Here is a 26,097-nt window from a genome sequence, read left to right on the forward strand (position 1 = left end):
TTGCCGTATGACCCTGTTCCCCCGCGAAAGCGGGGGACCAGAGCTTGCGGCGCGGCGTTTGTTGCTCTGAACCCCCGCCTGCGCGGGGGAACGGTGTCCAGAATTGCAGGAGTATCCTCATGAAGATCGGTATCATCGGCCTCGGCCGGATGGGCGGCAACATCGCGCGGCGGCTGATGCGCGCGGGCCACGAGACGGTGGTGTACGACCGCGACGAGAAGGCTGTCGCCGCGCTCGCCGCCGATGGTGCGACGGGAGCCTCCTCGCTTGCCGACATGCAGGGTAAGCTCGCCGATCCCGCGATCTACTGGGTGATGCTGCCCGCCGGCGCGCCGACCGAGCAGACCGTCGCCGACCTCGCCGAGCAATGCGGCCCCGGCGGCATCATCATCGACGGCGGCAATAGCTTCTACAAGGACGACATTCGCCGCGCCAAGGCACTGGCGGAGAAGCAGGTGCATTACGTCGACGTCGGCACCTCAGGCGGCGTCTGGGGTCTGGAGCGCGGCTATTGCATGATGGTCGGCGGCGATGCCGAGACGATCAAGACGCTCGACCCGATCCTTGAGGCACTCGCGCCCGGGCTCGGCACGATCCCGCGCACGCCGGGCCGCGACAACGAGAAGGAAGATCCGCGCGCCGAACTCGGCTATATCCATGCCGGGCCGGCGGGGGCGGGGCACTTCGTCAAGATGGTCCACAACGGCATCGAATATGGTCTGATGCAGGCCTATGCCGAGGGCTTCGACATCCTCAAGGGCAAGTCGTCCGAGCATGTCGCCGAGGACGAGCGCTTCGACCTCAACCTCACCGATATCGCCGAAGTGTGGCGGCGCGGCAGCGTGATCTCGTCGTGGCTGCTCGACCTCACCGCGATCGGGCTCGCCAAGGATCAGATGCTCGAACACTTCACCGGCAGCGTCGCCGATTCGGGCGAGGGCCAGTGGACGATCGACGCGGCGATGGAGGAGAAGGTGCCCGCCAACGTCCTCTCCGCTGCCCTGTACGCGCGCTATCGCAGCCGGGTCGAGCATACGTTCGGCGACAAACTGCTGTCGGCGATGCGGTTCGGCTTCGGCGGCCATGTCGAAATGCCGCAATGAGCGTGGCGAACGACGGTATCCGGCTGTTCATCTCCGATCTCGACGGCACTCTGGTCGACAAGAAGAAGCAGCTCACCCCCGGCACGATCGCGGCGGTGGAGCGGCTCAAGGCGGCCGGGATCGGCTTCACCGTCATCAGTGCCCGCCCGCGTTCGGGGGTGATGCCGATCGTGGAGACGCTCGGCCTCGACGTGCCGATCGGCGCGTTCAACGGCGGCACGATCTTCAAGCGCGACGGAACGGTGCTGAGCCAGCACCGCATCCCGCCGGCCGTGGTGAAGGGCATGTTCGAGCTGGCGCAGGGGCTCGCCGTTGCACCGTGGCTGTTCGCGGACGATCGCTGGTTCGCGCATGCCGAGGAAGGCCCGCATTTTGCCAGCGAGCGAGTCTCGTCGAACCAGGCGCCGGTTGTGGTCGAGGATTTCTCGCCCTGGTACGACCATGCCGACAAGATCACTTTCGTCAGCGACGATCCGGCGGTGCTCGCCGGGTTGCTCGACCGCGCGCGCGCCGCGTTCGGCGGGCAGGCGACGATCGGCCAGTCGCAGACCTATTATCTCGACATGACCGCGACTGCCGCCAACAAGGGCGACGGCATCGGTGCGCTTGCCGAAAGTTTCGGCGTGCCGCTGTCGCAGGTCGCGGTGATCGGCGATCAGTATAACGACCTGCCGATGTTCGCACGCGCCGCCGTGTCGATCGCGATGGGGCAGGCGCCCGACGGGGTGAAGTCGCTCGCCCGGCACGTCACGGCGGCAAACGATGCGGATGGCGTGGCGCAGGCGATCGATACGATCATCCTCGCCTGATCCCGCGCGCTCCCGCCAGCGCGCGGGAGCGCGTCGCCTCAGGCCGCGTGGCGCGCGGGCGGATCGCGTAACGGGATGACGCTTTCGCGCAGCGCGGCGGCATAGAGTAGGCGGTTCTCCGCCGCCACGCGATTGGCGAGCCGTGCCGCCATCGCGTGCGTCTCGTGGCGGAAGCCGAGCCAGTCCGCCGCCATCGCTTGCGCGGTCCATTCGTGCAGATAGCGCCCCCAATCGTGGCGCACTTCGGCGAACTCGCGCACGAAATCGGCGGCGATCTGCGGGAAGGTTTGCGCGCCACTTGCGATCAGGTCGGGGTAGAGAAAGGCCTCCTCATGCGCGAGATGCGTGCGCAATTCGTCGGCCAGCGCGGAAAGCGCGAGCAACGCGCCGATCGGATCGGACGACACCGCGTCGACTTGGTTGAGCAGCCGCACCAATGCGGTGTCGATCCGGTCATGCTCGGCGATCAGTCTTTGGTAGCTCATCTCGTTCCCCACCCCCGCGGACGACGAGAGTAACGAGCAACCGTTTGATCTATGTTAACGCAGCCGCGTGAGCGTGGGGGCGGTCTAGCCGGATCGGGCCGGGCGGTTCAGCGGGGCATGAGCTTCATCAGCGCGCCGTCATCCTGCAACAGCCACACCGCGCCGTCCGGCCCCTGCGCCACGCCGCGGATGCGCGTCTGCATCGGCCATTGCTCGGCTTTCGCGGCCTTGTCGCCATCAAGCTTCACGCGGATCAGCGCCTCGCCCGATAGTGCGGCGACGAACGCGGAGCCTTTCCACTGCGGGAACAGATCGCCCGAATAGATCATCAGCCCACCCGGCGAGATCGACGGGTTCCAGAACACCTTGGGCGCTTCGAAGCCGTCGCCGGGCTTGTGATCGGGAATGTCGGTGCCGTCGTAATTGCTGCCGTTCGACGCCTTGGGCCAGCCGTAATTCTTGCCGGGCAGGATGAGATTGACCTCGTCGCCGCCCTTCGGTCCCATCTCGATCTCCCACAGGCGGCCGTCCTTGTCGAAGGCGAGGCCATAGGGGTTGCGGTGGCCCATGCTCCAGATCTCGGCCGGCGCGGTGTTGGGCCCGTCGACCGGCTGCTGCGTGCCCTTTTCCTTGAAGGCGGCGCCGGTATTCTCGGGCGGCTCGAACACGGTGACCGTGGGCGTGCCGGTCTTCCCCGCGAACGGGTTGCCCGGTGCGGGCTTGCCGTCGAGCGTGAGGTGGAGGATCTTACCGAGCTTCTGGTTGATGTCCTGCGCAGGCGTGAAGCGCTGGCGCTCGCCCGAGGAGAGGAACAGCGACTTGCCGTCGGGCGCGAACGCGATCACCGCGCCGAACTGACCGCCTTCGCCGTCCGATCCCTGGCGCCAGATCACGTTGACGCCCTGCAACTGCGTGCCGACCAATGTCGCGCGCGCCATCGCCAGCGCGGCCCCGTGCGGGCGCGATTCGGAGTAGGTGAGGTAGATGGCGTGGCTCGCCGCGAAATCGGGCGCGACCGCGACGTCGAGCAGCCCGCCCTGCGTGATGTCCCGCACCTTGGGCACCCCCGCCACGTCGCGGATATGGCCGCTGGGGTCGCGCAGCTTGAGCTTGCCCGCTTTCTCGGTGACGAGCAGGCTGCCGTCGGGCAGGAACGCCATCGCGAATGGCGTGTCGAACTGGCCCTGCTTGGTGGCGGTGAACAGCGGCCCCGACTGCGCGGTGTCGGTCCGGGCGGCGGCGGTGTTGCCGCCACTGGCTCCTGCATTCGCGGAGAAAGGGGTGCAGGCGGCAAGGCCAAGCAGCAACGCGGGGGCAAGGCGGATCATATCCGCGATCTTAGCGATCGGCGCACGCGTTCCAAGCGGCAAATCGTCGCGCTTGCCAGCAAGGGGCTTTCGGCCTATATCGGCGGCATATTCTCTACATCGTTATGGTGAAGAGGTCGGAGCCACCCGGTTCCGGCGACAACCCTGCTTGTTTGGAGCATCGATGGCGGACTTCGCGAAGCTGAACGCGTTGATCGAACCGGAGGCGAAGGCGCTCGGTTTCGATCTGGTGCGCGTGAAGCTGTTCGGCGGCTCGGGCGATCTGACGCTTCAGGTGATGGCGGAGCGCCCCGATACGCGCCAGCTCACGATCGAGGACTGCGCCGATCTGTCGCGCCGCATCTCGGACCGGATGGACGAGCTGGAGGCGGAGGGCAAAGACCTGATCGACGAGGAATATCGCCTCGAAGTGTCGTCGCCCGGCATCGACCGCCCGCTCACGCGGTTGCAGGATTTCGCGGACTGGGCCGGGCATGATGCCCGCATCGTGCTCGCGCAAGCCGTCGAGGGGCGCAAGCAGCTCACCGGCCCGATCAAGCACGTCGAGGGCGACCGCATCACCATCGAGGTGCGCAAGCAGGGCGACATGACGATCGGTTTCGCCGACGTGGCCGACGCCAAATTGCTGTTCACCGACCGGCTGCTCGCCGCGACCCGGCCGCTTTCGATGGAAGGCGCCGACGAGGAAGTGACGTTCGAAGACGATTCCGACGAAGACCTGCACGAAGATGCGGCGCTGGAGAGCGCCAAGGATAAGGGACTGAACTGATGGCCACCGCCGTTTCCGCCAACAAGGCCGAGCTGATCGCGATCGCGAACTCGGTCGCCAGCGAGAAGATGATCGACAAGGGCATCGTCATCGAGGCGATGGAGGACGCAATCCAGCGCGCCGCCCGCGCCCGCTACGGCGCCGAGAACGACATCCGCGCCAAGCTCGACCCCAACAGCGGCGATCTGCGGCTGTGGCGCGTGGTCGAAGTGGTCGAGGCGGTCGACGACTTCTTCAAGCAGGTGAACCTCAAGGAAGCGCAGAAGCTCCAGAAGGGCGCGGAGATCGGCGACTATATCGTCGATCCGCTGCCCCCGATCGAGTTCGGCCGCATCGCCGCGCAGGCCGCCAAGCAGGTGATCTTCCAGAAGGTCCGCGACGCCGAGCGCGACCGTCAGTTCGAAGAGTTCAAGGATCGTCAGGGCGAGATCATCACCGGCGTCGTCAAGCGCGTCGAGTTCGGTCACGTCGTGGTCGATCTCGGCCGCGCGGAAGGCGTGATCCGCCGCGACCAGCAGATCCCGCGCGAAGTGGTGCGCGTGAACGACCGCATCCGCTCGCTGATCCTCAACGTGCGCCGCGAGAACCGCGGGCCGCAGATCTTCCTCAGCCGCGCGCATCCCGACTTCATGAAGAAGCTGTTCGCGCAGGAAGTGCCGGAAATCTACGACGGCATCATCGAGATCAAGGCGGCGGCGCGCGATCCGGGCAGCCGCGCCAAGATCGGCGTCATCAGCCACGATTCGAGCATCGACCCGGTCGGCGCGTGCGTCGGCATGAAGGGCAGCCGCGTGCAGGCGGTGGTGCAGGAAATGCAGGGCGAGAAGATCGACATCATCCCGTGGTCGCCCGATATCGCCACCTTCGTCGTCAACGCGCTCCAGCCGGCATCGGTGTCGCGCGTGGTGATCGACGAGGAAGAGGAGCGGATCGAGGTCGTGGTGCCCGACGATCAGCTCAGCCTCGCGATCGGCCGTCGTGGCCAGAACGTGCGGCTCGCCTCGCAGCTTACCGCCAAGGCGATCGACATCCTCACCGAGCAGGATGCGAGCGAGAAGCGCCAGAAGGAATTCACCGAGCGTACCGAGATGTTCCAGGGCGAGCTCGACGTCGACGAGACGCTCGCGCAGTTGCTGGTCGCCGAGGGCTTTACCAGCCTCGAGGAAGTCGCCTATGTCGAGGCAGACGAAATCTCGGGCATCGAAGGCTTCGACGAGGATCTCGCCGCTGAATTGCAGAGCCGCGCGACCGAGGCGCTCGAGCGCCGCGAGGAAGCCAATCGCACGCTGCGCCGCGAACTCGGCGTCGAGGACGATCTCGCGACGATGCCGTATCTGACGGAGGCGATGCTGGTCACGCTCGGCAAGGCGGGCATCAAGACGCTTGACGATCTCGCTGATCTTGCGACCGACGAACTCGTCCAGAAGAAGCGTCAGGAGCAGCGCCGCCGTAACGACGACGCCCCCAAGCGCACCGAGGGCCGCAGCGAGGATCGTGGCGGCGTGCTCGGCGAGTACGGTCTGTCGGACGAGCAGGGCAACGAGATTATTATGGCCGCACGCGCGCACTGGTTCGACGACGAGCCCGCCGCCCCCACCGCGACCAGCCCTGCCGCGACCAGCGAAGAGGAAGCCTGAGCGCATGCCGTTCGTCAGCATCCGGATGGCGGGCACCGCCACGCGCGAGCAGAAAGCGGGCGTCGTCGCCGACGTCACCGCCAGCCTGGTCGCGCGGCTCGGCAAGCCGGCGGCGGCGGTGCAGATCGTGATCGAGGAAATCTCGACTGAGAATTACGCGGCGGGCGGCCGGTTGCTGGCCGACCGCGATGCGCCGAGGCCGACAGTGCAGGAGGACGCGCATGCGGAATCCTCACGATGAGACGCTAGGCGCTCCACCACCACCGGCGCGGGTCGACAAGCGCGGGCATGTGTCCGCCGCCGAACCGATCCGCCGCTGCATCCTCACCGGCGATCGTGCGCCGCGCGAGGCGCTGGTGCGACTCGCGCTGTCGCCCGACGGCGCGGTGCTGCCCGACGTGCGCGCCAAGGCGCCGGGGCGCGGCGCGTGGATCGGCGTCACGCGCGGCGAGCTTGAAACGGCGATCGCCAAGGGCAAGCTGAAGGGTGCGCTCGCGCGTGCGTTCAAGACCGGGCCGATCGCGGTACCCGCCGATCTGCCTGAACGGCTCGCCGCCGCGCTGGAACGCGCCGCGCTCGACCGGCTCGGGCTCGAATCGCGTTCGGGCACGTTGCTGACCGGATCGGAAAAGATCGAGACCGCCGCGCGCTCGGGCCAGCTCCACCTGCTGCTCCACGCCTGCGATGCGGGCACCGACGGCAACCGCAAGCTCGATCAGGCATGGCGCGTCGGGCGCGATGCCGAAGGGTCCGATCTGAGGGGGTTGGTTTTGCCGGTGCCCCGCACCATATTGGCCGTGGCGCTGGGACGGCAGAATGTGGTACATATCGGCCTGACGGAGCGTGATGCCGCCGCGCGCGTGGAAGAAGCGATCCACCGCTGGCTGCATTTTCTCGGACCCGACCCCATCCTCTCGTCTTGCGAAACGGCCTCGCAGGGCGCATCGGCGTCGCCAAACGACGCCGAGCCGGAGACTTCAGGGCCGGAGCCCGATGCCGATACGACGTTACGAGGAATTTGAGTGAGCGATACCGATAACGAAAAGCCGAAACTGGGCATGCGCCAACCGCTTGGGGTGAAGCGTACCGTCGAGACCGGCGTGGTCAAGCAGAGCTTCAGCCATGGGCGTTCGAACAACGTCGTGGTCGAGGTGAAGCGCGCCCGCACGCTGCGCCGCCCGGGTGAGCCCGAGCCGGCGGCACCCGCCGCACCGGCGCCCGCCGCGCCGCCCGCACCGGCGGCCGCCGCCCCGCGCCCGGCAGCCCCGCAGGCGCGTGCGCCCGAGCCGCGCCCGGCGCCGGCATCGCCCGCCAATTCGCTGCTGTCGCGTCAGGAGCTTCAGGCCAAGCTGCTGCGCGAGGCCGAAGAGTCGCGGATGAACGCGCTCGAGGAAACCCGCCGCCGCGAGGAGCGTGCGCGTCAGGAAGCGATCGAGGAAGATCGCCGTCGCGCCGAGGAGCGCGCCCGTGCCGCCGCGGCTCCGCCCCCTGCGCCCGAACCCGCGCCGAAGCCCGAGCCGGTCGCGGAAGCGCCTGCGCCCGCACCCGCGCCGGTTGCGGAGCCCACCCCGCCGGCACCCGCGCCAGCCCCGACGCCCGCGCCGGTTCAGGCCGCAGCCCCGGTGCGCGCGCCTGCACCGGTCGCGGCCCCGCCCGCGCCGCCGCCCCCGCCGCTGACGATCACGCTTGATTCGAGCCTGCCCGCGCCGCGCCTGTTCACACCGGTGCCGCGCCCCGAACGGCCGCGTCCCGCGCCGGCGCCCACGCCCGCGCCGACTCCGGCCGCCGCGCCTTCGAGCCCGAGCGCATCCGCCGCCGCGCCCTCCGGCCTCGCGCCGAAGCGCCCCGGCAGCGAACCGGCGCGCCCGACTCAGCGCGACCGCAAGGGCGACGATCGCCGCACCGCCGGCAAGCTCACCGTCAACCGCGCGCTCGGCGATGGTGACGGCGCGCGCGCCCGCAGCCTCGCCGCGCTGAAGCGTGCGCGCGAGAAGGAAAACCGCCGGATGGGCGGCCCGCGCGAGGCGCAGGCCAAGCAGATCCGCGACGTGCAGGTGCCCGAGACGATCACCGTGCAGGAACTCGCCAACCGTATGGCGGAGAAGGGTGCGGACCTGGTCAAGACGCTGTTCAAGATGGGCATGCCCGTCACGATGACGCAGACGATCGATCAGGACACCGCCGAGCTGCTCGTGACGGAGTTCGGCCACAACATCGTGCGCGTGAGCGATTCGGACATCGACCTCGCGATCGAGACCGACACCGACGACGAAGCCTTGCTGAAGCCGCGTCCGCCGGTCGTCACGATCATGGGCCATGTCGATCACGGCAAGACCAGCCTGCTCGACGCGCTGCGCGGCACCGACGTGGTGAAGGGCGAGGCCGGCGGCATCACCCAGCACATCGGCGCGTATCAGGTGACGCTGAAGGACAAGTCGAAGATCACCTTCCTCGACACGCCGGGCCATGAGGCCTTTACCGAGATGCGCGCGCGCGGCGCCAACGTGACCGACATCGTCGTGCTCGTGGTCGCGGCGGACGACAGCATCAAGCCGCAGACGGTGGAGGCGATCAACCACACCAAGGCGGCTGGCGTGCCGATGATCGTGGCGATCAACAAGGTCGACAAGCACGACGCCAACCCGCAGAAGGTCCGCGAGGCGCTGCTCCAGTACGACGTGGTCGTTGAGGAGATGTCGGGCGACGTGCAGGACGTCGAGGTGTCGGCGCTCAAGAAGACCGGGCTCGACACGCTGATCGAGAAGATCCAGCTTCAGGCCGAACTGCTCGAACTGCGCGCCAACCCCGACCGTATGGCCGAGGGCGCGGTGATCGAGGCGAAGCTCGACAAGGGCCGCGGTCCGGTCGCGACGATCCTGGTGGGTCGTGGCACGCTCAAGGTCGGCGACGTGTTCGTCGTGGGTGCGGAGAGCGGCAAGGTCCGCGCGATGACCAACGACAAAGGCCAGCAGCTCAAGGAAGCCGGTCCGTCGATGCCGGTCGAGGTGCTGGGTCTTTCGGGCGTGCCGCGTGCGGGCGATCTGCTGTCAGTGGTCGAGAACGAGGCGCGTGCGCGCGAAGTCGCCGAATATCGCCAGAGCGTCATCACCAACAAGCGCACCACGTCGGCCCCGGCCAGCCTGGAGAGCATGTTCTCCGCGCTCAAGGACAAGCAGGCGATCGAATATCCGCTCGTCGTCAAGGCCGATACGCAAGGTTCGGTCGAGGCGATCGTGTCGTCGATCAACAAGATCTCGACCGACGACATCAAGGCGCGGGTGCTGCACTCGGGCGTTGGTGGCATCACCGAGAGCGATGTGACCTTGGCCGGTGCCTCAGGCGCACCGATCATCGGCTTCAACGTCCGTCCGAACGCGAAAGCGCGCGAGATCGCCGAGCGTCAGAAGGTCGCATTCAAATATTACGACGTGATCTACGACCTGATCGACGAGATCCGCGCCGGCATGGCGGGCGAGCTTGGGCCGGAAGCGTTCGAGACGGTGGTCGGCCGCGCCGAAATCCGCGAGGTGTTCTCGGCGGGCAAGCACGGCAAGGCGGCGGGTCTGCTCGTCACCGAAGGCAACATCCGCAAGGCGCTCAAGGCGCGCATCACGCGCAACGACGTCATCATCTACCAGGGCGAGATCGCCTCGCTGCGTAGGTTCAAGGACGACGTGCCGGAGGTTCGCGCAGGGTTGGAGTGCGGCGTGACGTTCACGCAGAACTTCGTCGACATCAAGCCGGGCGACTTCCTCGAAACCTTCGAGGTCGAGCTGCGCGAACGGACGCTGTGAGCGACGCGGGCGAGCGGCGGGAAACCGGCCGTTCGCCCGTGCGCGATGCGGCCGGCGACGTGATCTTCGACGTGCTGCCCGAAGGCTGCGGGTGCCTCGGCGAAGCGGTTTCTGCCGGGTGCCTGCCGTTGCTGGTGCTGGCAGCGGTGCCGCTCGCTTCGATGCTCCTGCGCTGAGCGATGCGCCGGGCGCGCCGTATCGCCGCGGCGGTTGCGGAACGCGCCGTCGCGACGCCCGCGATCTGCTGGCTGTGCGCAAGGCCGCTCGGGCGCAAGACCGAACAGCATCATCCGCTGCCGAAAAGCCGGGGCGGGCGCGAGACGGTGCCGGTGCATCCGATCTGCCATCGCGCGATCCATGCCGCTTTCACCAATGCCGAGCTGGCGCGTCTCGGGGTGGCCGAATGTGTGGCGCAAGACCCGAGACTGGCGAAGTTCCTCGCGTGGATCGCCGACAAGCCTGCCGACTTCCATGCGCCGACCGCGCGCCGTACAAGATGAGATCATGAGACCAGCCGAAACCCCCGAAACCCGCTCCGTCCGCCTGCTCCGCGTCGGCGAACAGGTGCGTCATGCGTTGTCCGACATCCTGATGCGCGGCGACGTGCATGACGAGACGCTCGCCAGCCACGCCGTGACGATCACCGAGGTGCGCATGTCGCCCGATCTGCGCCACGCGACCTGTTTCGTGAAGGCGCTGCTCGGCAAGGACGAGGAGGCGGTGCTCAAGGCGCTGCGCACCAACACCGCGTACCTCCAGCGCGAGGTCGCCGGGCGGGTGCAGACGCGCTACGCCGCCAAGCTGAAGTTCGTGGCAGACGAGAGCTTCGACGAGGGCAGCCATATCGACCAGTTGCTGCGCGCGCCGCATGTCGCGCAGGATTTGGGCGAAAGCGAGGACGGGCCTGCGGAGTCCGCCTGAATGGCCAAGCTCTATTTCTACTACGCCTCGATGAATGCGGGCAAATCGACCAACCTGCTTCAGGCCGACTTCAACTATCGCGAGCGGGGCATGCGGACGTTGCTGTTCACCGCCGCGATCGACGATCGGTTCGCGGCGGGGACGATCACGTCGCGGATCGGGCTGGCCGCGCCCGCGCTGGCGTTCGATGCCGCGACCGATCTTGAGGCGGTCACGCTGGCGCAGGATGCGCTGCCTGCTTGCGTGCTGGTCGACGAGGCGCAGTTCCTCGACCCTGTGCAGGTCGATCAGCTCGCGCGGCTTGCCGATCGGCACGGCATTCCGGTGCTGGCATATGGATTGCGCACCGATTTTCGCGGGGCCCTGTTCGCAGGATCGGCGCGGCTGCTGGCGCTGGCCGATTCGCTGATCGAGATCAAATCGGTGTGTGAATGCGGGCGCAAGGCGACGATGAACCTGCGCGTCGATGCCGAGGGCCAGGCTGTCACGCATGGCACGCAGACCGAAATCGGCGGCAACGACCGCTACATCGCTTTGTGCCGTCGGCATTTCATGGAGCGTTCAGCCGGCGCGATCTAGGGCGCGGGGCGCGCTGTAGGAGATCCGCTTTGCTCAAGCCGCTCATGTTCGCCACCCTGCTCGCCATCGTGCCCTCGGTTGCGCAGGCCGACGCGAAGCCCGATGCCAAGACCGGCGGCTGGTCGCCCGCGCAGATCGGCAAGGAAGTCAGCATGCCCGCGCGCGACCAGACGCTTGCCGGTTTCGAGAGCGATGGCGATCGTGGCGCGTGGCTTCAGGATCGGCGACAGCGCTGGTATTATGCCAAGGTGATCGGCGTGTGCCGAGGGCTGTCGTTCGCGGCGATGATCGGGGTCGATGCGCGTTTCAGCGGCGATTCGTTCGATCGCACCGGCACCCTGCTGGTCGACGGCCAGCGCTGCCCGATCGGCAGCCTCACCGCCAGCGCCGCCCCCAAGCCCAAGCCGGGGCGGCTCAAGCCCGGCCTCAACCACATCAAGCGGGGCTGACGTTATCGGGGCTGACGGGCGCGCCTTCCCCCGCTAGGCGCGGGCGGATGCATGGCTGGATCATTCTCGACAAACCTCTGGGGCTCGGCTCGACGCAGGGCGTCTCGGCGGTGAAGCGCGTGCTGCGGCAGGGCGGCTATGGCAAGTGGAAGGTCGGGCACGGCGGCACGCTCGACCCGCTCGCTACGGGCGTGCTGCCGATCGCGGTGGGCGAGGCGACCAAGCTCGCCGGGCGGATGCTCGACAGCGACAAGGTGTATGATTTCACCGTCCGTTTCGGCGAGCAGACCGACACGCTCGATGCCGAGGGCAAGGTGATCGCCACCAGCGACGTGCGGCCGACGGCGGCGGCGCTGGCGGCGGTGCTGCCGCGCTTCACCGGGCCGATCGAACAGGTCCCGCCGGCCTATTCCGCGCTGAAGGTGGATGGCGAGCGCGCCTACGATCTCGCGCGCGCGGGCGCGGAGGTGGTGCTGGCAACGCGGGCGGTGACGATTCACAGCCTCGCCGTCGCCCCGGCGCAGGCCGGGGCCGCTGTGGGGCTTGGCGAGGTGGGTGCCCAACACGCAGCGGCCCCGGCCTGCGCCGGGGCGACGATCGGGGAGGCTACCCTCACCGCGCACGTTTCCAAGGGCACCTATATCCGCAGCCTCGCGCGCGACATCGCGCTGGCGCTCGGCACGGTCGGCACTGTCACCATGCTCCGCCGCACCAAGGCTGGGCCGTTCGACCTCACCCAGGCGATATCGCTGGACAATCTCGACCAGCACGCTATGGGGCGCACCCTTGAACAGATACTCCTGCCATTGAGGGCGGGGCTGGACGACATCCCGGCTCTATCCCTCACCCCCGACCAGGCAGGGGCGCTCCGACAGGGGCGTGTGCTGGCCGGGATCGCCGCTGAAGATGGCCTCCATTTTGCGCTGCTGGGTGACATGCCCGTCGCGCTGGTCGAGGTTAGGTACGGAAACGTCCGGGTCGAACGCGGCTTCAACCTGTAGAAGATGTCGAAGGAAAACACATGACGATCACCGCAGAGAAGCGCCAGGAACTCATCAAGGATCACGGCCGCGCCGAAGGCGACACCGGCAGCCCCGAGGTCCAGATCGCGATCCTGACAGAGCGCATCCGCAACCTGACCGAGCATTTCAAGGGCCATGCCAAGGACAACCATTCGCGTCGCGGCCTGCTGATGATGGTCAACAAGCGCCGCGCGCTGCTCGACTATCTCCGTCACAAGGACGGTCAGCGTTACCTCGATCTGATCGCGAAGCTCGGCCTTCGCAAGTAATCGAAAGGGCGTCCCTCGGGGCGCCCTTTTTGCAAAACCCTCAAGCGTCGCGCGCCGAAATGGTGTATGCGGCCCCGAGCCACGGCGAAACCGCCGCGGACGTACCACGGGAAGACCGGCAATTCGGCCGTCGTCCCGACAGGGGAGCCAAGACAGGTTCCGAACCGCGCGGACCGGTCAAGTCCGCAGACAGGCCCCGCCCGGCATCTGGCCGGCGGTGTGAAGGAAACATCATGTTCGATATCAAGACCACCAGCATCCAGTGGGGCGGCAAGACCCTCACGCTGGAAACGGGCCGCGTTGCCCGCCAGGCCGACGGCGCGATCATCGCGACGCTCGGCGAAACCGTCGTTCTCTGCGCCGTTACGGCGGCGCGCAGCGTGAAGGAGGGCCAGGACTTCTTCCCGCTCACCGTCCATTATCAGGAAAAGTACAGCGCGGCCGGCCGCATCCCCGGCGGCTTCTTCAAGCGCGAGCGCGGCGCGACCGAGAAGGAGACCCTGGTCTCGCGTCTCATCGACCGTCCGATCCGCCCGCTGTTCCCGGAAGGTTTCTACAACGAGATCAACGTCATCGCCCAGGTGCTGAGCTATGACGGCGAAAACGAGCCGGACATCCTCGCGATGGTCGCGGCATCGGCTGCGCTGACGATCTCGGGCGTGCCGTTCATGGGCCCAATCGGCGCGGCGCGCGTCGGCTATGTCGACGGCGAGTACATCCTCAACCCGACCAACGAGCAGATCAAGGCGGGTGACCTCGACCTCGTCGTCGCCGCCACCGGCGACGCCGTGATGATGGTCGAATCGGAAGCCAAGGAGCTTTCGGAAGAGGTCATGCTCGGCGCGGTCCAGTTCGCGCACAAGGCATGCCGCGAAGTCGTTAACGGGATCATCGACCTTGCCGAGCAGGCCGCCAAGGACCCGTGGGAAATGGCCCCGCAGGCCGACCTGTCGGCTGCCAAGGACAAGCTCAAGAAGCTGATCGGCAAGGACATCGCCGCTGCCTACAAGGTGACCGACAAGTCCAAGCGTTCGGGCCTGCTCAACGAGGCGCGCGCCAAGGGCAAGGCCGCCTTCGCGGATGCGACCCCGCAGGACCAGATGGCTGCCGGCAAGCTGATGAAGAAGCTGGAAGCGGAAATTGTCCGCGGCGCCATCCTCAAGGACGGCCAGCGCATCGACGGCCGCAACACCAAGCAGATCCGTCCGATCGAGGCGATGGTCCACTTCCTGCCGCGCACGCACGGTTCGGCGCTGTTCACGCGCGGCGAGACGCAGGCGATCTGCACCACCACGCTCGGCACCAAGGATGCGGAGCAGATGATCGACGGGTTGACCGGCCTGTCGTACGAAAACTTCATGCTGCACTACAACTTCCCGCCGTACTCGGTCGGTGAAGTCGGCCGCTTCGGTGCGCCGGGCCGTCGTGAAGTCGGCCACGGCAAGCTCGCCTGGCGCGCGCTGCATCCGGTGCTGCCGTCGAAGGACGAGTTCCCCTACACGATCCGCGTTCTGTCGGACATCACCGAGTCGAACGGCTCGTCGTCGATGGCGACGGTGTGCGGGGGTTCGCTGTCGATGATGGACGCGGGCGTGCCGCTCAAGCGTCCGGTGTCGGGCATCGCGATGGGCCTGATCCTCGAAGGCAAGGACTTTGCGGTTCTGTCGGACATCCTGGGTGATGAGGATCACCTCGGCGACATGGACTTCAAGGTCGCGGGCACCGAGGCCGGCATCACCACGATGCAGATGGACATCAAGATCGCCGGCATCACCGAAGAGATCATGCGTGTCGCGCTCGAACAGGCCAAGGAAGGCCGCGCGCACATCCTCGGCGAAATGTCGAAGGCGCTGTCGTCGACCCGCACCGAGCTGTCGGCGCACGCACCGCGCATCGAGAGCTTCCAGATCGACAAGTCGAAGATCCGTGAAGTGATCGGCACCGGCGGCAAGGTGATCCGCGAGATCGTCGCCACCACCGGCGCCAAGGTCGACATCGACGACGAGGGCGTCATCAAGGTGTCGTCGTCCGATCCGGCGCAGATCGAAGCCGCGATCAAGTGGATCAAGGGCCTCGTCGAGGAAGCCGAAGTCGGCAAGGTCTATGACGGCAAGGTCGTCAACCTGGTGGACTTCGGTGCGTTCGTGAACTTCATGGGCGGCAAGGACGGTCTCGTCCACGTCTCGGAGATCAAGAACGAGCGCGTCGAGAAGGTCTCGGACGTCCTCAAGGAGGGCCAGGAGGTCAAGGTCAAGGTTCTCGAGATCGACCCGCGTGGCAAGGTTCGCCTGTCGATGCGCGTCGTCGATCAGGAAACCGGCGCCGAGCTGGAAGACTCGCGCCCCGCACGCGAGCCGCGTGAGGGTGGCGACCGTGGCCCGCGTGGTCCGCGCCGTGACGGCGACGGTGGCCGTGGCCCGCGTGGCGAAGGCGGACGTGACGGTGGCCGGGGCGGCGAAGGCCGCGGCGACCGTGGCCCCCGCCGCGAAGGCCGTGGCCCCAAGCGCGAGTCGTCGGGCGGCAACGAGGACGGCCCCGCGCCCGAGTTCGCGCCCGCCTTCCTGACCGGCGATCGCGACTGATCTTTCGCAGGTAGCGATGACGAAAGAGGCTCGGGGGCGACCCCGGGCCTTTTTTGTTGCGCGGTCTGGAAAGGCGAGTGTCTGGTCCCGCCCAGTTGCTGATCTTTTGATGCTGGGCGTGCGGTTAGCCAGTAAGAGACATCCCGATTGGTCGCTGATACCGTTAGTGCGGGAGGCCTGAGATGGCGCTACAGCATCGATTGATCCAAAAGATCGCAAGACTTGTTTGGCGGGTTACGAAGCCACGAACCCTCGGCACCCGTGCTGTTCTTCTTGATCAGGACGAGCGCGTCGCGCTCGTTCGACACACATATTCGGATGCTTGGTATCTGCCGGGCGGGGGCGTCAAAAAGGGCGAAAGTAGCGACGCGGCGCTACTGCGAGAACTTAAAGAAGAAGTCTCTGTCGACAGTCCACGTATAGAGCGCGTGCTCGGCGTGTATCATAGCCGCCGTGAGGCAAAAGACGACCACATCGTGATATTCGTCGCACGGACTTTCTCGACTTCAAGTGGTCTGAAGATAACAGACGTCAGCGAAATTGAGGAAGCGCGGTGGTTCCCCATCAATCAGCTTCCACAAAACACCTCTGCGGCAACGGCGCGACGCATTGCCGAGTATCGTTCCGGCGTGAGCGGGATCGGCGATTGGTGAACGCGGTCGGGTTTCCCTATCAAAGGACGTGACCGAGGCGTTTTTCACCGCTCATCATTTCGCCATCTTAATAGTAGATGCCAGACGAAAGTCAGCAATATGCTTAGAATATAGGCCGGGAGCCAGCCAAATGGAAAGCGAAACTGAATCAAGGTAAGTTCAACCCAGCCGGACATAAATTCTCCGACCCCTTTCATGCTTGGCATATAAAGTGCTGCGTAGGCGGTAAGCGCGAAAGTAGGAAGGAGTGCTGACAGTCCGAACGCTATCAGCCAGCGCGTAAGTATTGTCTTCACGTGGCACTCCCAAACGCGAACACCTTATGGCGCCGACCCCTACATCTCAGATTTGCAGATTTGTTGCGCAGCGCGTCCGCTTTCCACCAACCTCCGCGGTTGGGGCGCAACGGTTACTCCCCGCCCAGCGCCTCGATCCGCGCGGTCGCCTCGGCCACGCCGGGATTGGCGGCGCTGCCGGTCATCGCCTCGAACACTGCGCTCAGCGCCGCATAGCGCGTGCGTGCCTCGCGCCACAAAGCGATCGCACCGGCCACGTCGCCGACCGCTTCGGCCTGCGTCGCCGCGCAGCGCACCGCGTTGGCCACGTCGAGCGGCGGCGCATCGGGCACCTGCGCGTAGAACCACAAGGCCTGCGCCACGTCGGCCTCCGCATCGCCGGCGCGGTCGCCCTCGATCAGCATGTCGGCGCGGTGGCGCAGCGCCTGCGCCAGCGCGAGCGGGTTGGAGCCGCCGCGCAGCATCTCGACCGCGACGGTCTGGTGGTCGATCGCCGCCGCCAGATCGCCCGACTGGCGCGCCGCCTGCGCGGTGCCGAGCAGCGCCTCGATCGGGTTCATGCGCGTTCGATCAGATAGTTCATCCGCGCCGCCGCGATCGGCCGCGACGGATCATCCTGCCACGCGCTCGCATCGACATTGGCGACACGCGTGCCGAGCCGGGTGACGACGCCGCGCGCGAAGGTGGGCTTGTCGCGGCCGCCGCGCATGAAATCCACCGTCAGGTTGATCGGCTTGATCCGTGCGTCGCTTTCGATGCCGAGCGCGTGGCGCAACGCGACGATCGAGGCGACCTCCAGAAATCCGCCGATGGCGCCGCCGTGCAGGAAGCCGGGCCGCCCAATCACATTGCCACCGAACGGCAACGTCAGCAGCGTCGGATCGCACTCGACCATCGCGGCGCCGAGCAGGCTGGCATAAGGGATGTCGTCCATCACAGATCCGTGAACATGAAGGTGCCCGCGACATTGGCGATCGGGTCGGCCGGGTCGCCATCATGCGCGATGCCGCGCACGAACGAGATCGCGCGCGTGGTGCGATAGCATTCGCCGCGGCCGATTACGGTGCGGCCGGGCACCGCCGGGCGCGCATAGTCGATGCGCAGATCGAGCGTGGCATGCGGCCGCGCGACGCCCACCTTCATCCGCACCGCGAAGCTGGTGGCCGAGTCCATCAGCGCGAGGATCGGCCCGGAGGCGAGCACGTCGCGCGACAGATCGCCGATCAGGTCGGCACGATAGGGCAATGCGAGTTCGGCCCAGTCGGTGCCGTGCGCGCGATATTCCAGCCCGAGCGCGCCGCCGTGATGCCCTTCCATCATCGCGACGAAATCGGCGGGGATGAAGCTGCTCGGATCGGGGAGTGCCATGCGCCTCCTATCGCACCGCCGCACCGCCGCAGGCAAGCGGGGCATTACAGCGATGTAACTCGCCGCCACCGCTACCGCGACCGTAGCTATCGCCTCGCGCAATCGGGCGCGGGGAGACGAACATGACCGAATGGACAATCGACATCGACCGTATCGCGCACCTGGAGACGCAGGTTGGGACGTTGGGCAGCATCGGTGGTCTCGAGTCGGGTGGCGACGATCTGTTCGAATATCTCGTCGGGCTCGCGCATGTGGCGAGCCAGCCGGGCGGATGATGACGATCGATCGCGCCGTGCTCGACGCGGCGGCGGCGCGATCGAGGCGCGCCGCTGCGGACTTCGCCGGGCACCCCGTCCTCCGCATGCTCGACGCGGCCTTCGTGGGGGACGAGGCCGACCACCTCGCCGCCGCCGCCGAGCGCGTGCTGGCGGACGACACGTGGGTGGGCGCGCTGCTCGCCCCGCTGCTCGAAGAGATGCAGGCAGAGCCGCTGTTCGACCCGCCGTTCGTCGTAAGTCGGGACGGCGCGCGCTTCAGCATCGTGCTGTTCGACCGGCCGGCGATATCGCTGACCGCGACGATCCTGTCGGCCGATGCGCTCGCAGCGGCGGGAGCGGCGCGGCACGTCACGCTCTCGGGGCGGCTGAGTGTGATCCGCTACGTGCGTGCGGGCGGTGCGCGGCGGCGGCTGTGGATGGCGGATGCCGCGGGGGAGGACTTCCGCGCCGTCGCTGCGCCGCCATGCCGCGCGCTTGGTGAAGAATCGCTGGTGGACGGCGCGGTGGTGCGGCTCGACGGACGCACGCACGGGCAGATGCTGGTCGGCGCGACTCGCGATGTGGTGACGCTCACCGCCACGATCCGCGCCGGCGCATCGCCGTATGTGCGCGAATATGCGGTTGCGGACGGCGCTTTGCTGCGCTGTGCGATGCTCGACGAGCGACCGGCGCGCATGCAGATGCTGCTCGCCTATCTGCGGCTGGCCGGGCGCGCCGATGCCGGTGGTTGCTTCGAGGCGGCGACGCGCGATGCCGGTTTCTTCCTGCGCTGGCCGGCGATGCGCGAGTGGCTCGCGCTCGACGCCGCCGCTGCGGTGCCGCGCCTGCGCGAGATGGCGGCGGGCGATCCGCATGAGGAGGTGCGCGCCGCCGCCCGCGCGACGCTGGCGCTGATCCCGGACACGCGCGAGGCGATGCCATGCCGCGCGTGATCGCACCCGACACCGGTGCGGCGATCGGCCTGGACGATCTCGCCGAGGCGCTCGACGTGGCGGACTTCGATCCGCGCGACGAGGATTCGCTTGCCGCGCTCGGCCCGCTGCTGGCGCGGCTCGGGCGCAACCCGCGTTTCCTGGGCGATCTCGTCATCGCCGAACTCGAGCGGCGCTGCGCGGGGCAGGTCGAGGGCAACGCCTATGGCGCGCAGGTCTTCATGCTGAGGCCACCCACCGGCCGCTATCTGCTGCGCGCCAATTTCTGGCCGGCGCGCGCCGATGCGGTGGTGCGCGCGAGCGGGACCACGCCGTTCTTCTATGATTTGCCCCACGACCACAATTTCTCGTTCCTGACCTATGGCTATGACGGCCCGGGCTATTGGAGCGATTATTACGACTATGATGTGTCGGCGGTGACAGGGGTGCCCGGCGGGGTAGCGGGGCTGCGCTTCGTCGAGCGGTCGCGGCTCGATCCCGGCAAGCTGATGCTCTACCGCGCGCGGCGCGACGTGCATGTGCAATTGCCGCCCGACCGTTTTTCGGTGTCGCTCAACGTGCTGTTCTACGAGGTCGGGCAGGCGTGGCGCGAGCAGTTCCGCTTCGACGTGGATGCGGGAACGATCGCGGCCGGACTCACCACCGCGCCGGCGGAGGGGCTGGTCGCGCTAGCCGCGCATCTGGGCGGCGAGGGTGGTGCCGCGCTCGCGCAGCAGTTTGCCGCGCGTCATGCCGAGCCGCGTATGCGCGTGACGGCCTTTGCTGCGTTGGCTTCGGTGCTGGACGATCGCTCCGCGCGGACGGCTCTGTTCGAGGCGGCGGCGGGTGATCCGGATCACTATGTCGCCGGACATGCGCGGCTGCGGCTCGCGCAGCTTGCAGGAACAGACGCATCCGGAACGGTGTGAGTCTCCGTCATTTTGGTGATTTCGGCGGTAGCCTGCCGCCGAGGTGGACGAAGCTCTGGTCTTTGGCGGCGTGCGGGCCGGTCTGGCGGCGGAGGCGGTCGCGCGCGGCGTGCGGCTGGTCGCCGCCGGTGGACGGGCGGCCGCGGCGAGCGTCGCGCTCCGCTTTCCGGGCGCGGCCTGCCCTGCGCACCTGCCGACACTCCATGTCGTGGAGGGGGACGATCACGCGGTGACACAGGCGCTCGACGCGGGCGCGCACGATGCGGTGCCTGCCGCCGCGAGCGACGCGTTGATCGCCGCGCGTCTGGCGGCGCTGCTGCGCCGCTCTGCCCGGTTGGATGTGATCCGCGTCGGGCCGCTGCTGATCGACCGGGTGGAACGTCGCGTCACCCGCGACGGGCAACCGCTCGGCCTGTTGCCGCGCGAATATGCGGTGCTGCTCTACCTCGCGCGTCACTTAGGCGCGGTCGTCCCGCGCGAGACTTTGCGCAAGGCGGTGTGGGATCTGCACTTCCATCCCGGCACAAACGCGCTGGAGGTGCAGGTGTCGCGGTTGCGTGCGCGGCTCGATCGCGGGTTCGACCGGCCGATGCTGCTCACCGAGAAAGGCGTCGGGTATCGGCTGGTGGTGCCGGAGCCGTGAGGATGTCGCATAAAGCAAAGGGCAGGTCCGCGCGTGCGAACCTGCCCTTCGATCATCCGATCGGATCTGTACCCGGATCAGCCCGCCGCGGGCGAGCGGCGACCACCGCCACCCGAAGACTGGCGGCGCGGGCCGCCGGGACGGCCGCCGCCGCCACCCGGACGACCTTGGCCGCCGGGCCGACCCTGACCACCGGGGCGACCAGCGCCACCGGCGGGGCGCTCGCCGGTCGGGCGCGCCGCGTGCGTGGCGCGCGGGCCCTGACGGTGACGGCCCGAATCGTCGATGCGGCGCTCGGGCGTGTCCGAACCGGCCGGACGCGCCGCCTTGATGCGCGCCTGCTCGGCGGTGAAGTCGGCCGGCAGCGGCAGCGGGGTCGGCTTGACCTTGGTCAGCCGCTCGATGTCGCGCAGGAACGGCTTCTCGTCATCCGCGCAGAAGCTGATCGCCACGCCCGACGCGCCCGCACGCGCGGTGCGGCCGATGCGGTGGACGTACTGCTCGGGCACGTTGGGCAGTTCGAAGTTGAACACGTGGCTGACGCCCGACACGTCGATGCCGCGCGCGGCGATATCGGTGGCGATCAGCACCTTGACCTTGCCCGACTTGAACTCGCCCAGCGCACGCTCGCGCTGCGGCTGGCTCTTGTTGCCGTGGATTGCGTTGGACGCGATGCCGTTGGCGGCGAGCAGCTTCACGACGCGGTCGGCGCCATGCTTGGTGCGCGTGAAGACGAGGCAGCGCTCGATCTCCGGGTTGCGCAGGTGGATGGTGAGCAGCGCCTGCTTCTCCGACTGGTTCACCAGCGTGACGAACTGATCGACCCGCTCGGCCGTCGAGGAGACCGGTGCGACCTTGACGGTGGCGGGGTCGGTCAGGAACTGGTCGGCGAGATCACGGATCGCGGCGGGCATCGTCGCCGAGAAGAACAAGGTCTGGCGCTGCTTGGGCAGCATGCGGACGATCTTTTTGAGCGCATGGATGAAGCCGAGGTCGAGCATCTGGTCGGCTTCGTCGAGCACGAGGATCTCCAGCGTGGCGAGGCTCACGAAGCGCTGTTCGATCAGGTCGAGCAGGCGGCCCGGCGTCGCGACGAGGATGTCGACGCCGCGCATCATGTCCTGACGGTTCTTGTTGATGCTGACGCCGCCGAACACGGTCGCGACCGACATCTTGGAGAATTTGCCATATTCGCGCGCGCTGTCGGCGATCTGGCTGGCGAGCTCGCGGGTCGGTGCGAGCACCAGCATGCGGCAGTGCGTCGGCAGCACGCGCTTGTCGTTGGCGACGAGGTTCTGGATCGAGGGGAGCACGAACGCGGCGGTCTTGCCGGTGCCGGTCTGCGCGATGCCGAGCAGATCGCGGCCTTCGAGCAGCATGGGGATCGACTGCTGCTGGATCGGCGTGGGGGCCGAATAGCCCTTTGCCTCGAGCGCGCGGACGAGCGGTTCGGCGAGGCCGAGTTTAGCGAAAGTCATGGGGAGAAAATCCATTATCAGGCCATGCCCGCGCGCACGACGGCACACGGGTGGCGGGGGAAACCGACACCCCGCGTGAATAGGGAAGCCTTGCGAAATATCCGGGGCGGAGCCTCGAACCTCTCGGTTCGATCACGCTGCAAGACGCCTCGGTGCCCCGCATATGTTCGCTGCATTGCGAAAAGTCAATGATGATGCACCGAATTCGCGCGCGGCCATGGGTCCGATGCGGCTTAACCTGCGTTATGGTCGTAAGGAGACGCGAGAATGTGTCATGTTCTGATTATTGAAGACGAGCCGCTGTTGGCCTTCGACATACAGGATATGCTGGTATCGGCCGGGGCGACGAGTTTTTCGTTCGCCGAAACCGAGGATGACGCCGTGAACGAGGCGCGCGTGCGGCGGCCCGACGTCATCACCTCCGACGTGATGCTGCGCGAAGGCACCGGCCCGCGCGCCGTCCAGACGATCCTCGACGAAATGGGGCCGGTGCCGGTGATCTACATCACCGCATCGCCTGACCAGTGCGTGCCGTGCGCGCCCGATGCGCCGATTCTCGCCAAACCGGTCGCCGACGGCATGGTGCGCGCTGCGTTCCGCACGGTCGCGCCGGTTCGCTAGACGTCAGCTCACCCCGCCCGCCAGCGCGGCGAGCAGCAGCAGCGCGACGATGTTGGTGATCTTGATCATCGGGTTGACCGCCGGGCCGGCGGTGTCCTTGTAGGGGTCGCCGACCGTGTCGCCCGTCACCGCCGCTTTGTGCGCCTCGCTGCCCTTGCCGCCGTGGTTGCCGTCCTCGATGAACTTCTTGGCATTGTCCCACGCGCCGCCGCCGCTCGTCATCGAGATCGCGACGAAAAGCCCGGAGACGATCACGCCGAGCAGCATCGCGCCCAGCGCCGCGAAGCCCGACGCCTGACCCGCGACCAACGTCACGATGAAATACACCGCGATCGGGCTCAGCACCGGCAGCAGAGAGGGCACGATCATCTCGCGGATCGCCGCCTTGGTGACGAGATCGACGGTGCGCGCATAATCGGGGCGGCTGGTGCCCGCCATGATGCCGGGGTTGGTGCGGAACTGCTCGCGCACCTCCTCGACCACAGCGCCCGCCGCGCGACCGACCGCGGTCATCCCCATCGCGCCGAACAGGTACGGCAGCAGCGCGCCGAGCAGCAGCCCGACGATGACATAGGGGTTGGAGAGCGTGAAATCGACGGTGAGGCCGGTGAAATACTCCTTGAGATCGCTGGTGTACGCCCCGAACAGCACCAGCGCGGCGAGCGCGGCCGAGCCGATCGCATAGCCCTTGGTGACGGCCTTGGTGGTGTTGCCGACCGCGTCCAACGCGTCGGTGCGGGTGCGCACATCGTCGGGCAAGCCGGCCATCTCGGCGATGCCGCCGGCATTGTCCGTCACCGGGCCGTAAGCGTCGAGCGCCACCACCATGCCCGCCTGCGCCAGCATCGCGGTCGCGGCGAAGGCGATGCCGATCACCCCGGCAAGCTGATAGGCGGCGACCACCGCGACGACGATCACGATCGTCGGCATTGCGGTCGCCTCCAGGCTGACGGCGAGGCCCTGGATGACGTTGGTGCCATGGCCCGTTTCGGACGCCTTTGCGATCGAGCGGACCGGGCGATAGTTGGTGCCGGTGTAATATTCGGTGATCCACACCAGCAGGCCCGTCACGGCGAGACCGATCATCATCGACCAGAACAGGCTCATGCCGGTGATGCCGCCCGAAGCCTGCGGATCGAGGAAGCCGTTCGCGCCGATCGGTGCGGAGAGGTCGCCCAGCGCCCAGTGCGTCGCGAAATAGATCGCGGGCACCGACAGCAAAGCCGAGGTCCAGAACCCCTTGTAGAGCGCACCCATGATCGTGCCCTTCCCCAAACGCACCATGAACGTGCCGGCGATCGAGGTGAGGATGCACACCCCGCCGACGATCAGCGGCAACGTCATCAGCGCCAACAACTGGTCGGCGTTTTTGAAGGCGAGCGCGATCGAGATCATCGTCACGCCGAGCGTCACCACATAGGTTTCGAACAGATCGGCGGCCATGCCCGCGCAATCGCCGACGTTATCACCGACGTTGTCGGCGATGACGGCGGGGTTGCGGGGATCGTCCTCGGGAATGCCGGCCTCGACCTTGCCGACCAGATCCGCGCCGACGTCGGCCGCCTTGGTGAAGATGCCGCCGCCCAGCCGCGCGAAGATCGAGATCAGCGATGCGCCGAACGCGAGCGCGGTGAGCGCCTCGACGATCACGCGGTCGGCCGGGGCGTGGTGCGCGACCGCGACCAGATACCAGAAGAACCCCGAGATCGCCAGCAGACCGAGCCCCGCCACCAGCATCCCCGTCACCGCGCCCGAGCGGAAGGCGAGGGTCAACCCGCCCTGAAGCGAGGTGCGCGCGGCCTCGGCGGTGCGGACGTTGGCGCGCACCGAGATGTTCATGCCGACATAGCCCGCCACCCCCGACAGCACCGCGCCGATCACGAAGCCGATCGTCGAGACGATGCCGAGCGTCACTGCGAGGATGATCGCCACGACGAGGCCGACGATGGCGATGGTGCGATATTGCCGGCCGAGATACGCCTTGGCGCCTTCCTGGATGGCGGCGGCGATGTCCTGCATCCTGTCGTTGCCGGGCGGGGCGCGCAGCACCTGCCCGCTGGTGAAGACGCCGTAGGCCACGGCAATCAGGCCACAGATGATGGCGGCATAGACAATCGTCATGCTGATCCTTCCCCTAATGTCAGGGGCGGATGGTCGGCTGCGTGGCCGCCTCCGTCCTCATGGGTTCAGGTATAGACCTGCGTGAGACGATGGCAACACCCTGACCACCCCGGACGAATGGGCGGGTCAGCCGTGCAGATACCCCAGCCGCCCCGGCAGCCCGACCGGCTCCGCGCCATCGACGAGCGTCAGCCCCGCACCCGCCGAAAACCGCCCGACCCGTGTCGCCGCCACAGGCAGCGCCGCGTCGTCGGTCGCCGCGAACAGCAATTCGTAATCGTCCCCCGCCGTCGCCGCCGCGATCCGCGCCGCGGGATCATCGCCGAGCGCACGCAAGGGTGCCGACAACGGTATGGCTGCAAGGTCGACCTCCACCGCCAGCCCGCTTGCCGCCGCCATCCGCTCGGCGTCGATCAGCAACCCGTCGGACACGTCCATCATCGCGCTCACCACCGGCGCGAGCGCGCGGCCCTCGGCGAGACGCGGCTGCGGGCGACGGTAGGCGGCGAGCAATGCGGCGTCCCCCGCGCCGCCACGCGCGATCGCCAGCCCAGCGCCGGCATTGCCGATCGTGCCGGTCACGTAGAGCGCGTCGCCCGCCCGCGCGCCGGTGCGACCCGGCACCACCGCGCCGCCCGTACCGAGCGCGGTGAGGCCGAGCACGCGCGCATCGCCGGCCGGCTGCGCGACGGTATCGCCGCCGAGCAGCGGCACGTCGAACGCCGCGAGCGCCGCGCCGAGCCCGGCAAGGAAGGCAGCATCCCACGCCGCGTCGCCGGTCAGGCCATAGCCCATCAATACGCCGATCGGAGCCGCGCCCTTGGCGGCAAGGTCCGACAGGTTCACCGCGACGAGTTTCCACGCCACGTCGCCTGCCGGGTCGGAGCTGAGGAAATGCACGCCCTCGACCAGCATGTCGTGAGTCAGCACCAGCGCACCGACGGGCGGCGCGCACACGGCGGCATCGTCTGTAAGGCCACGCGCGGCGGGGTCTCGCGCGATCCCGCGCAGAGCCTCGATAAAGGCGCGCTCGCTCATGCCGCTCCCGCTCA

At 67.7% G+C, this 26,097-nt stretch carries 30 protein-coding genes; 21 read left to right on the top strand and 9 right to left on the bottom strand.

The window, feature by feature from the left end:
- Positions 1-119 precede the first annotated feature (119 nt).
- Together gnd and AC3ANX_RS01605 are read left to right on the top strand one after the other, a co-directional pair.
- Positions 120-1,103 (top strand): phosphogluconate dehydrogenase (NAD(+)-dependent, decarboxylating), encoded by a 984-nt coding sequence (gene gnd, locus AC3ANX_RS01600; RefSeq protein ID WP_488335304.1) that lies wholly within the window; start codon positions 120-122, stop codon positions 1,101-1,103.
- Positions 1,100-1,912: a Cof-type HAD-IIB family hydrolase gene (locus tag AC3ANX_RS01605; protein WP_488335305.1), complete on the top strand. Its 813-nt coding sequence runs from the start codon at positions 1,100-1,102 to the stop codon at positions 1,910-1,912. Before gnd ends, AC3ANX_RS01605 begins: the two co-directional genes overlap by 4 nt.
- 38 nt (positions 1,913-1,950) lie before the next feature.
- On the opposite strand, the gene AC3ANX_RS01610 is transcribed toward AC3ANX_RS01605, so the two are convergent.
- Positions 1,951-2,397 (bottom strand): hemerythrin domain-containing protein, encoded by a 447-nt coding sequence (locus AC3ANX_RS01610; RefSeq protein WP_488335306.1) that lies wholly within the window; start codon positions 2,395-2,397, stop codon positions 1,951-1,953.
- Between the two features lie 107 nt (positions 2,398-2,504).
- Positions 2,505-3,725, bottom strand: coding sequence for a PQQ-dependent sugar dehydrogenase (locus AC3ANX_RS01615; RefSeq protein ID WP_488335307.1), 1,221 nt, complete (start codon positions 3,723-3,725; stop codon positions 2,505-2,507).
- A gap of 163 nt (positions 3,726-3,888) precedes the next feature.
- On the opposite strand from AC3ANX_RS01615, the gene rimP reads away from it, so the two are divergent.
- The 14 genes from rimP (at position 3,889) to AC3ANX_RS01685 (ending at position 16,400) form a co-directional block, all read left to right on the top strand.
- Positions 3,889-4,494, top strand: coding sequence for a ribosome maturation protein RimP (rimP, locus tag AC3ANX_RS01620; protein WP_488335308.1), 606 nt, complete (start codon positions 3,889-3,891; stop codon positions 4,492-4,494).
- Entirely contained in the window at positions 4,494-6,131 is a 1,638-nt protein-coding gene (nusA, locus tag AC3ANX_RS01625) for a transcription termination factor NusA (protein WP_488335309.1), read from the top strand. The genes rimP and nusA overlap by 1 nt, the downstream gene beginning before the upstream one ends.
- Before the next feature lie 4 nt (positions 6,132-6,135).
- Positions 6,136-6,372, top strand: coding sequence for a tautomerase family protein (locus AC3ANX_RS01630; protein WP_488335310.1), 237 nt, complete (start codon positions 6,136-6,138; stop codon positions 6,370-6,372).
- Positions 6,353-7,153, top strand: a complete 801-nt coding sequence (locus tag AC3ANX_RS01635; RefSeq protein WP_488335311.1) for a DUF448 domain-containing protein — start codon at positions 6,353-6,355, stop codon at positions 7,151-7,153. Before AC3ANX_RS01630 ends, AC3ANX_RS01635 begins: the two co-directional genes overlap by 20 nt.
- Positions 7,154-9,925 (top strand): translation initiation factor IF-2, encoded by a 2,772-nt coding sequence (gene infB, locus AC3ANX_RS01640; RefSeq protein ID WP_488335312.1) that lies wholly within the window; start codon positions 7,154-7,156, stop codon positions 9,923-9,925.
- Complete coding sequence (locus AC3ANX_RS01645) at positions 9,922-10,101, top strand: hypothetical protein (protein ID WP_488335313.1); 180 nt, start codon at positions 9,922-9,924, stop codon at positions 10,099-10,101. The genes infB and AC3ANX_RS01645 overlap by 4 nt, the downstream gene beginning before the upstream one ends.
- A gap of 3 nt (positions 10,102-10,104) precedes the next feature.
- Positions 10,105-10,425 carry an HNH endonuclease gene (locus AC3ANX_RS01650; protein WP_488335314.1) on the top strand — a complete coding sequence of 107 codons (321 nt, stop codon included), beginning with the start codon at positions 10,105-10,107 and terminating at the stop codon, positions 10,423-10,425.
- Between the two features lie 4 nt (positions 10,426-10,429).
- Positions 10,430-10,846 (top strand): 30S ribosome-binding factor RbfA, encoded by a 417-nt coding sequence (gene rbfA, locus AC3ANX_RS01655; protein ID WP_488335315.1) that lies wholly within the window; start codon positions 10,430-10,432, stop codon positions 10,844-10,846.
- Entirely contained in the window at positions 10,847-11,425 is a 579-nt protein-coding gene (locus tag AC3ANX_RS01660; protein WP_488335316.1) for a thymidine kinase, read from the top strand.
- Between the two features lie 29 nt (positions 11,426-11,454).
- The gene (locus tag AC3ANX_RS01665) at positions 11,455-11,874 is read left to right on the top strand and encodes a DUF6491 family protein (protein WP_488335317.1); all 420 of its coding nucleotides are present in this window, start codon (positions 11,455-11,457) and stop codon (positions 11,872-11,874) included.
- A gap of 47 nt (positions 11,875-11,921) precedes the next feature.
- Positions 11,922-12,875, top strand: a complete 954-nt coding sequence (gene truB, locus AC3ANX_RS01670) for a tRNA pseudouridine(55) synthase TruB (RefSeq protein WP_488335318.1) — start codon at positions 11,922-11,924, stop codon at positions 12,873-12,875.
- A 20-nt stretch (positions 12,876-12,895) separates the two neighbouring features.
- The gene (gene rpsO / locus AC3ANX_RS01675) at positions 12,896-13,165 is read left to right on the top strand and encodes a 30S ribosomal protein S15 (RefSeq protein WP_093223567.1); all 270 of its coding nucleotides are present in this window, start codon (positions 12,896-12,898) and stop codon (positions 13,163-13,165) included.
- 233 nt (positions 13,166-13,398) lie between these two features.
- Positions 13,399-15,747, top strand: coding sequence for a polyribonucleotide nucleotidyltransferase (gene pnp / locus AC3ANX_RS01680; protein WP_488335319.1), 2,349 nt, complete (start codon positions 13,399-13,401; stop codon positions 15,745-15,747).
- A 182-nt stretch (positions 15,748-15,929) separates the two neighbouring features.
- Positions 15,930-16,400, top strand: coding sequence for an NUDIX domain-containing protein (locus AC3ANX_RS01685; protein ID WP_488335320.1), 471 nt, complete (start codon positions 15,930-15,932; stop codon positions 16,398-16,400).
- A 44-nt stretch (positions 16,401-16,444) separates the two neighbouring features.
- On the opposite strand, the gene AC3ANX_RS01690 is transcribed toward AC3ANX_RS01685, so the two are convergent.
- From AC3ANX_RS01690 to AC3ANX_RS01705, 4 genes are all read right to left on the bottom strand, one after another.
- A complete protein-coding gene (locus tag AC3ANX_RS01690) occupies positions 16,445-16,696 on the bottom strand; it encodes a hypothetical protein (RefSeq protein ID WP_488335321.1) in 252 nt (83 codons plus the stop codon).
- 113 nt (positions 16,697-16,809) lie between these two features.
- Positions 16,810-17,256, bottom strand: coding sequence for a hypothetical protein (locus tag AC3ANX_RS01695; protein ID WP_488335322.1), 447 nt, complete (start codon positions 17,254-17,256; stop codon positions 16,810-16,812).
- Entirely contained in the window at positions 17,253-17,630 is a 378-nt protein-coding gene (locus AC3ANX_RS01700) for a PaaI family thioesterase (protein WP_488335323.1), read from the bottom strand. The genes AC3ANX_RS01695 and AC3ANX_RS01700 overlap by 4 nt, the downstream gene beginning before the upstream one ends.
- Complete coding sequence (locus AC3ANX_RS01705) at positions 17,630-18,064, bottom strand: PaaI family thioesterase (RefSeq protein ID WP_488335324.1); 435 nt, start codon at positions 18,062-18,064, stop codon at positions 17,630-17,632. Before AC3ANX_RS01705 ends, AC3ANX_RS01700 begins: the two co-directional genes overlap by 1 nt.
- A 122-nt stretch (positions 18,065-18,186) precedes the next feature.
- On the opposite strand from AC3ANX_RS01705, the gene AC3ANX_RS01710 reads away from it, so the two are divergent.
- From AC3ANX_RS01710 to AC3ANX_RS01725, 4 genes are read left to right on the top strand one after another with little or no spacing between them, the layout of a single operon-like run.
- Entirely contained in the window at positions 18,187-18,339 is a 153-nt protein-coding gene (locus tag AC3ANX_RS01710) for a hypothetical protein (RefSeq protein ID WP_488335325.1), read from the top strand.
- A complete protein-coding gene (locus AC3ANX_RS01715) occupies positions 18,336-19,274 on the top strand; it encodes a hypothetical protein (protein WP_488335326.1) in 939 nt (312 codons plus the stop codon). The genes AC3ANX_RS01710 and AC3ANX_RS01715 overlap by 4 nt, the downstream gene beginning before the upstream one ends.
- Positions 19,262-20,182, top strand: a complete 921-nt coding sequence (locus AC3ANX_RS01720; protein ID WP_488335327.1) for a transposase — start codon at positions 19,262-19,264, stop codon at positions 20,180-20,182. Before AC3ANX_RS01715 ends, AC3ANX_RS01720 begins: the two co-directional genes overlap by 13 nt.
- Before the next feature lie 43 nt (positions 20,183-20,225).
- The gene (locus AC3ANX_RS01725; RefSeq protein WP_488335328.1) at positions 20,226-20,825 is read left to right on the top strand and encodes a winged helix-turn-helix domain-containing protein; all 600 of its coding nucleotides are present in this window, start codon (positions 20,226-20,228) and stop codon (positions 20,823-20,825) included.
- A 77-nt stretch (positions 20,826-20,902) separates the two neighbouring features.
- Here AC3ANX_RS01725 and AC3ANX_RS01730 read toward each other — a convergent pair whose 3' ends face one another.
- Complete coding sequence (locus tag AC3ANX_RS01730) at positions 20,903-22,303, bottom strand: DEAD/DEAH box helicase (protein ID WP_488335329.1); 1,401 nt, start codon at positions 22,301-22,303, stop codon at positions 20,903-20,905.
- A 267-nt stretch (positions 22,304-22,570) separates the two neighbouring features.
- On the opposite strand from AC3ANX_RS01730, the gene AC3ANX_RS01735 reads away from it, so the two are divergent.
- Entirely contained in the window at positions 22,571-22,924 is a 354-nt protein-coding gene (locus AC3ANX_RS01735) for a response regulator (RefSeq protein WP_488335330.1), read from the top strand.
- Positions 22,925-22,927: 3 nt separating this feature from the next.
- Here the strand turns inward: AC3ANX_RS01735 and AC3ANX_RS01740 are convergent, their stop codons facing one another.
- Together AC3ANX_RS01740 and thiL are read right to left on the bottom strand one after the other, a co-directional pair.
- Positions 22,928-25,045, bottom strand: a complete 2,118-nt coding sequence (locus tag AC3ANX_RS01740; RefSeq protein ID WP_488335331.1) for a sodium-translocating pyrophosphatase — start codon at positions 25,043-25,045, stop codon at positions 22,928-22,930.
- Positions 25,046-25,171: 126 nt separating this feature from the next.
- A complete protein-coding gene (gene thiL / locus AC3ANX_RS01745; protein ID WP_488336860.1) occupies positions 25,172-26,083 on the bottom strand; it encodes a thiamine-phosphate kinase in 912 nt (303 codons plus the stop codon).
- Positions 26,084-26,097 lie beyond the last annotated feature (14 nt).

Source organism: Sphingomonas sp. BRN-1R, assembly GCF_057748035.1.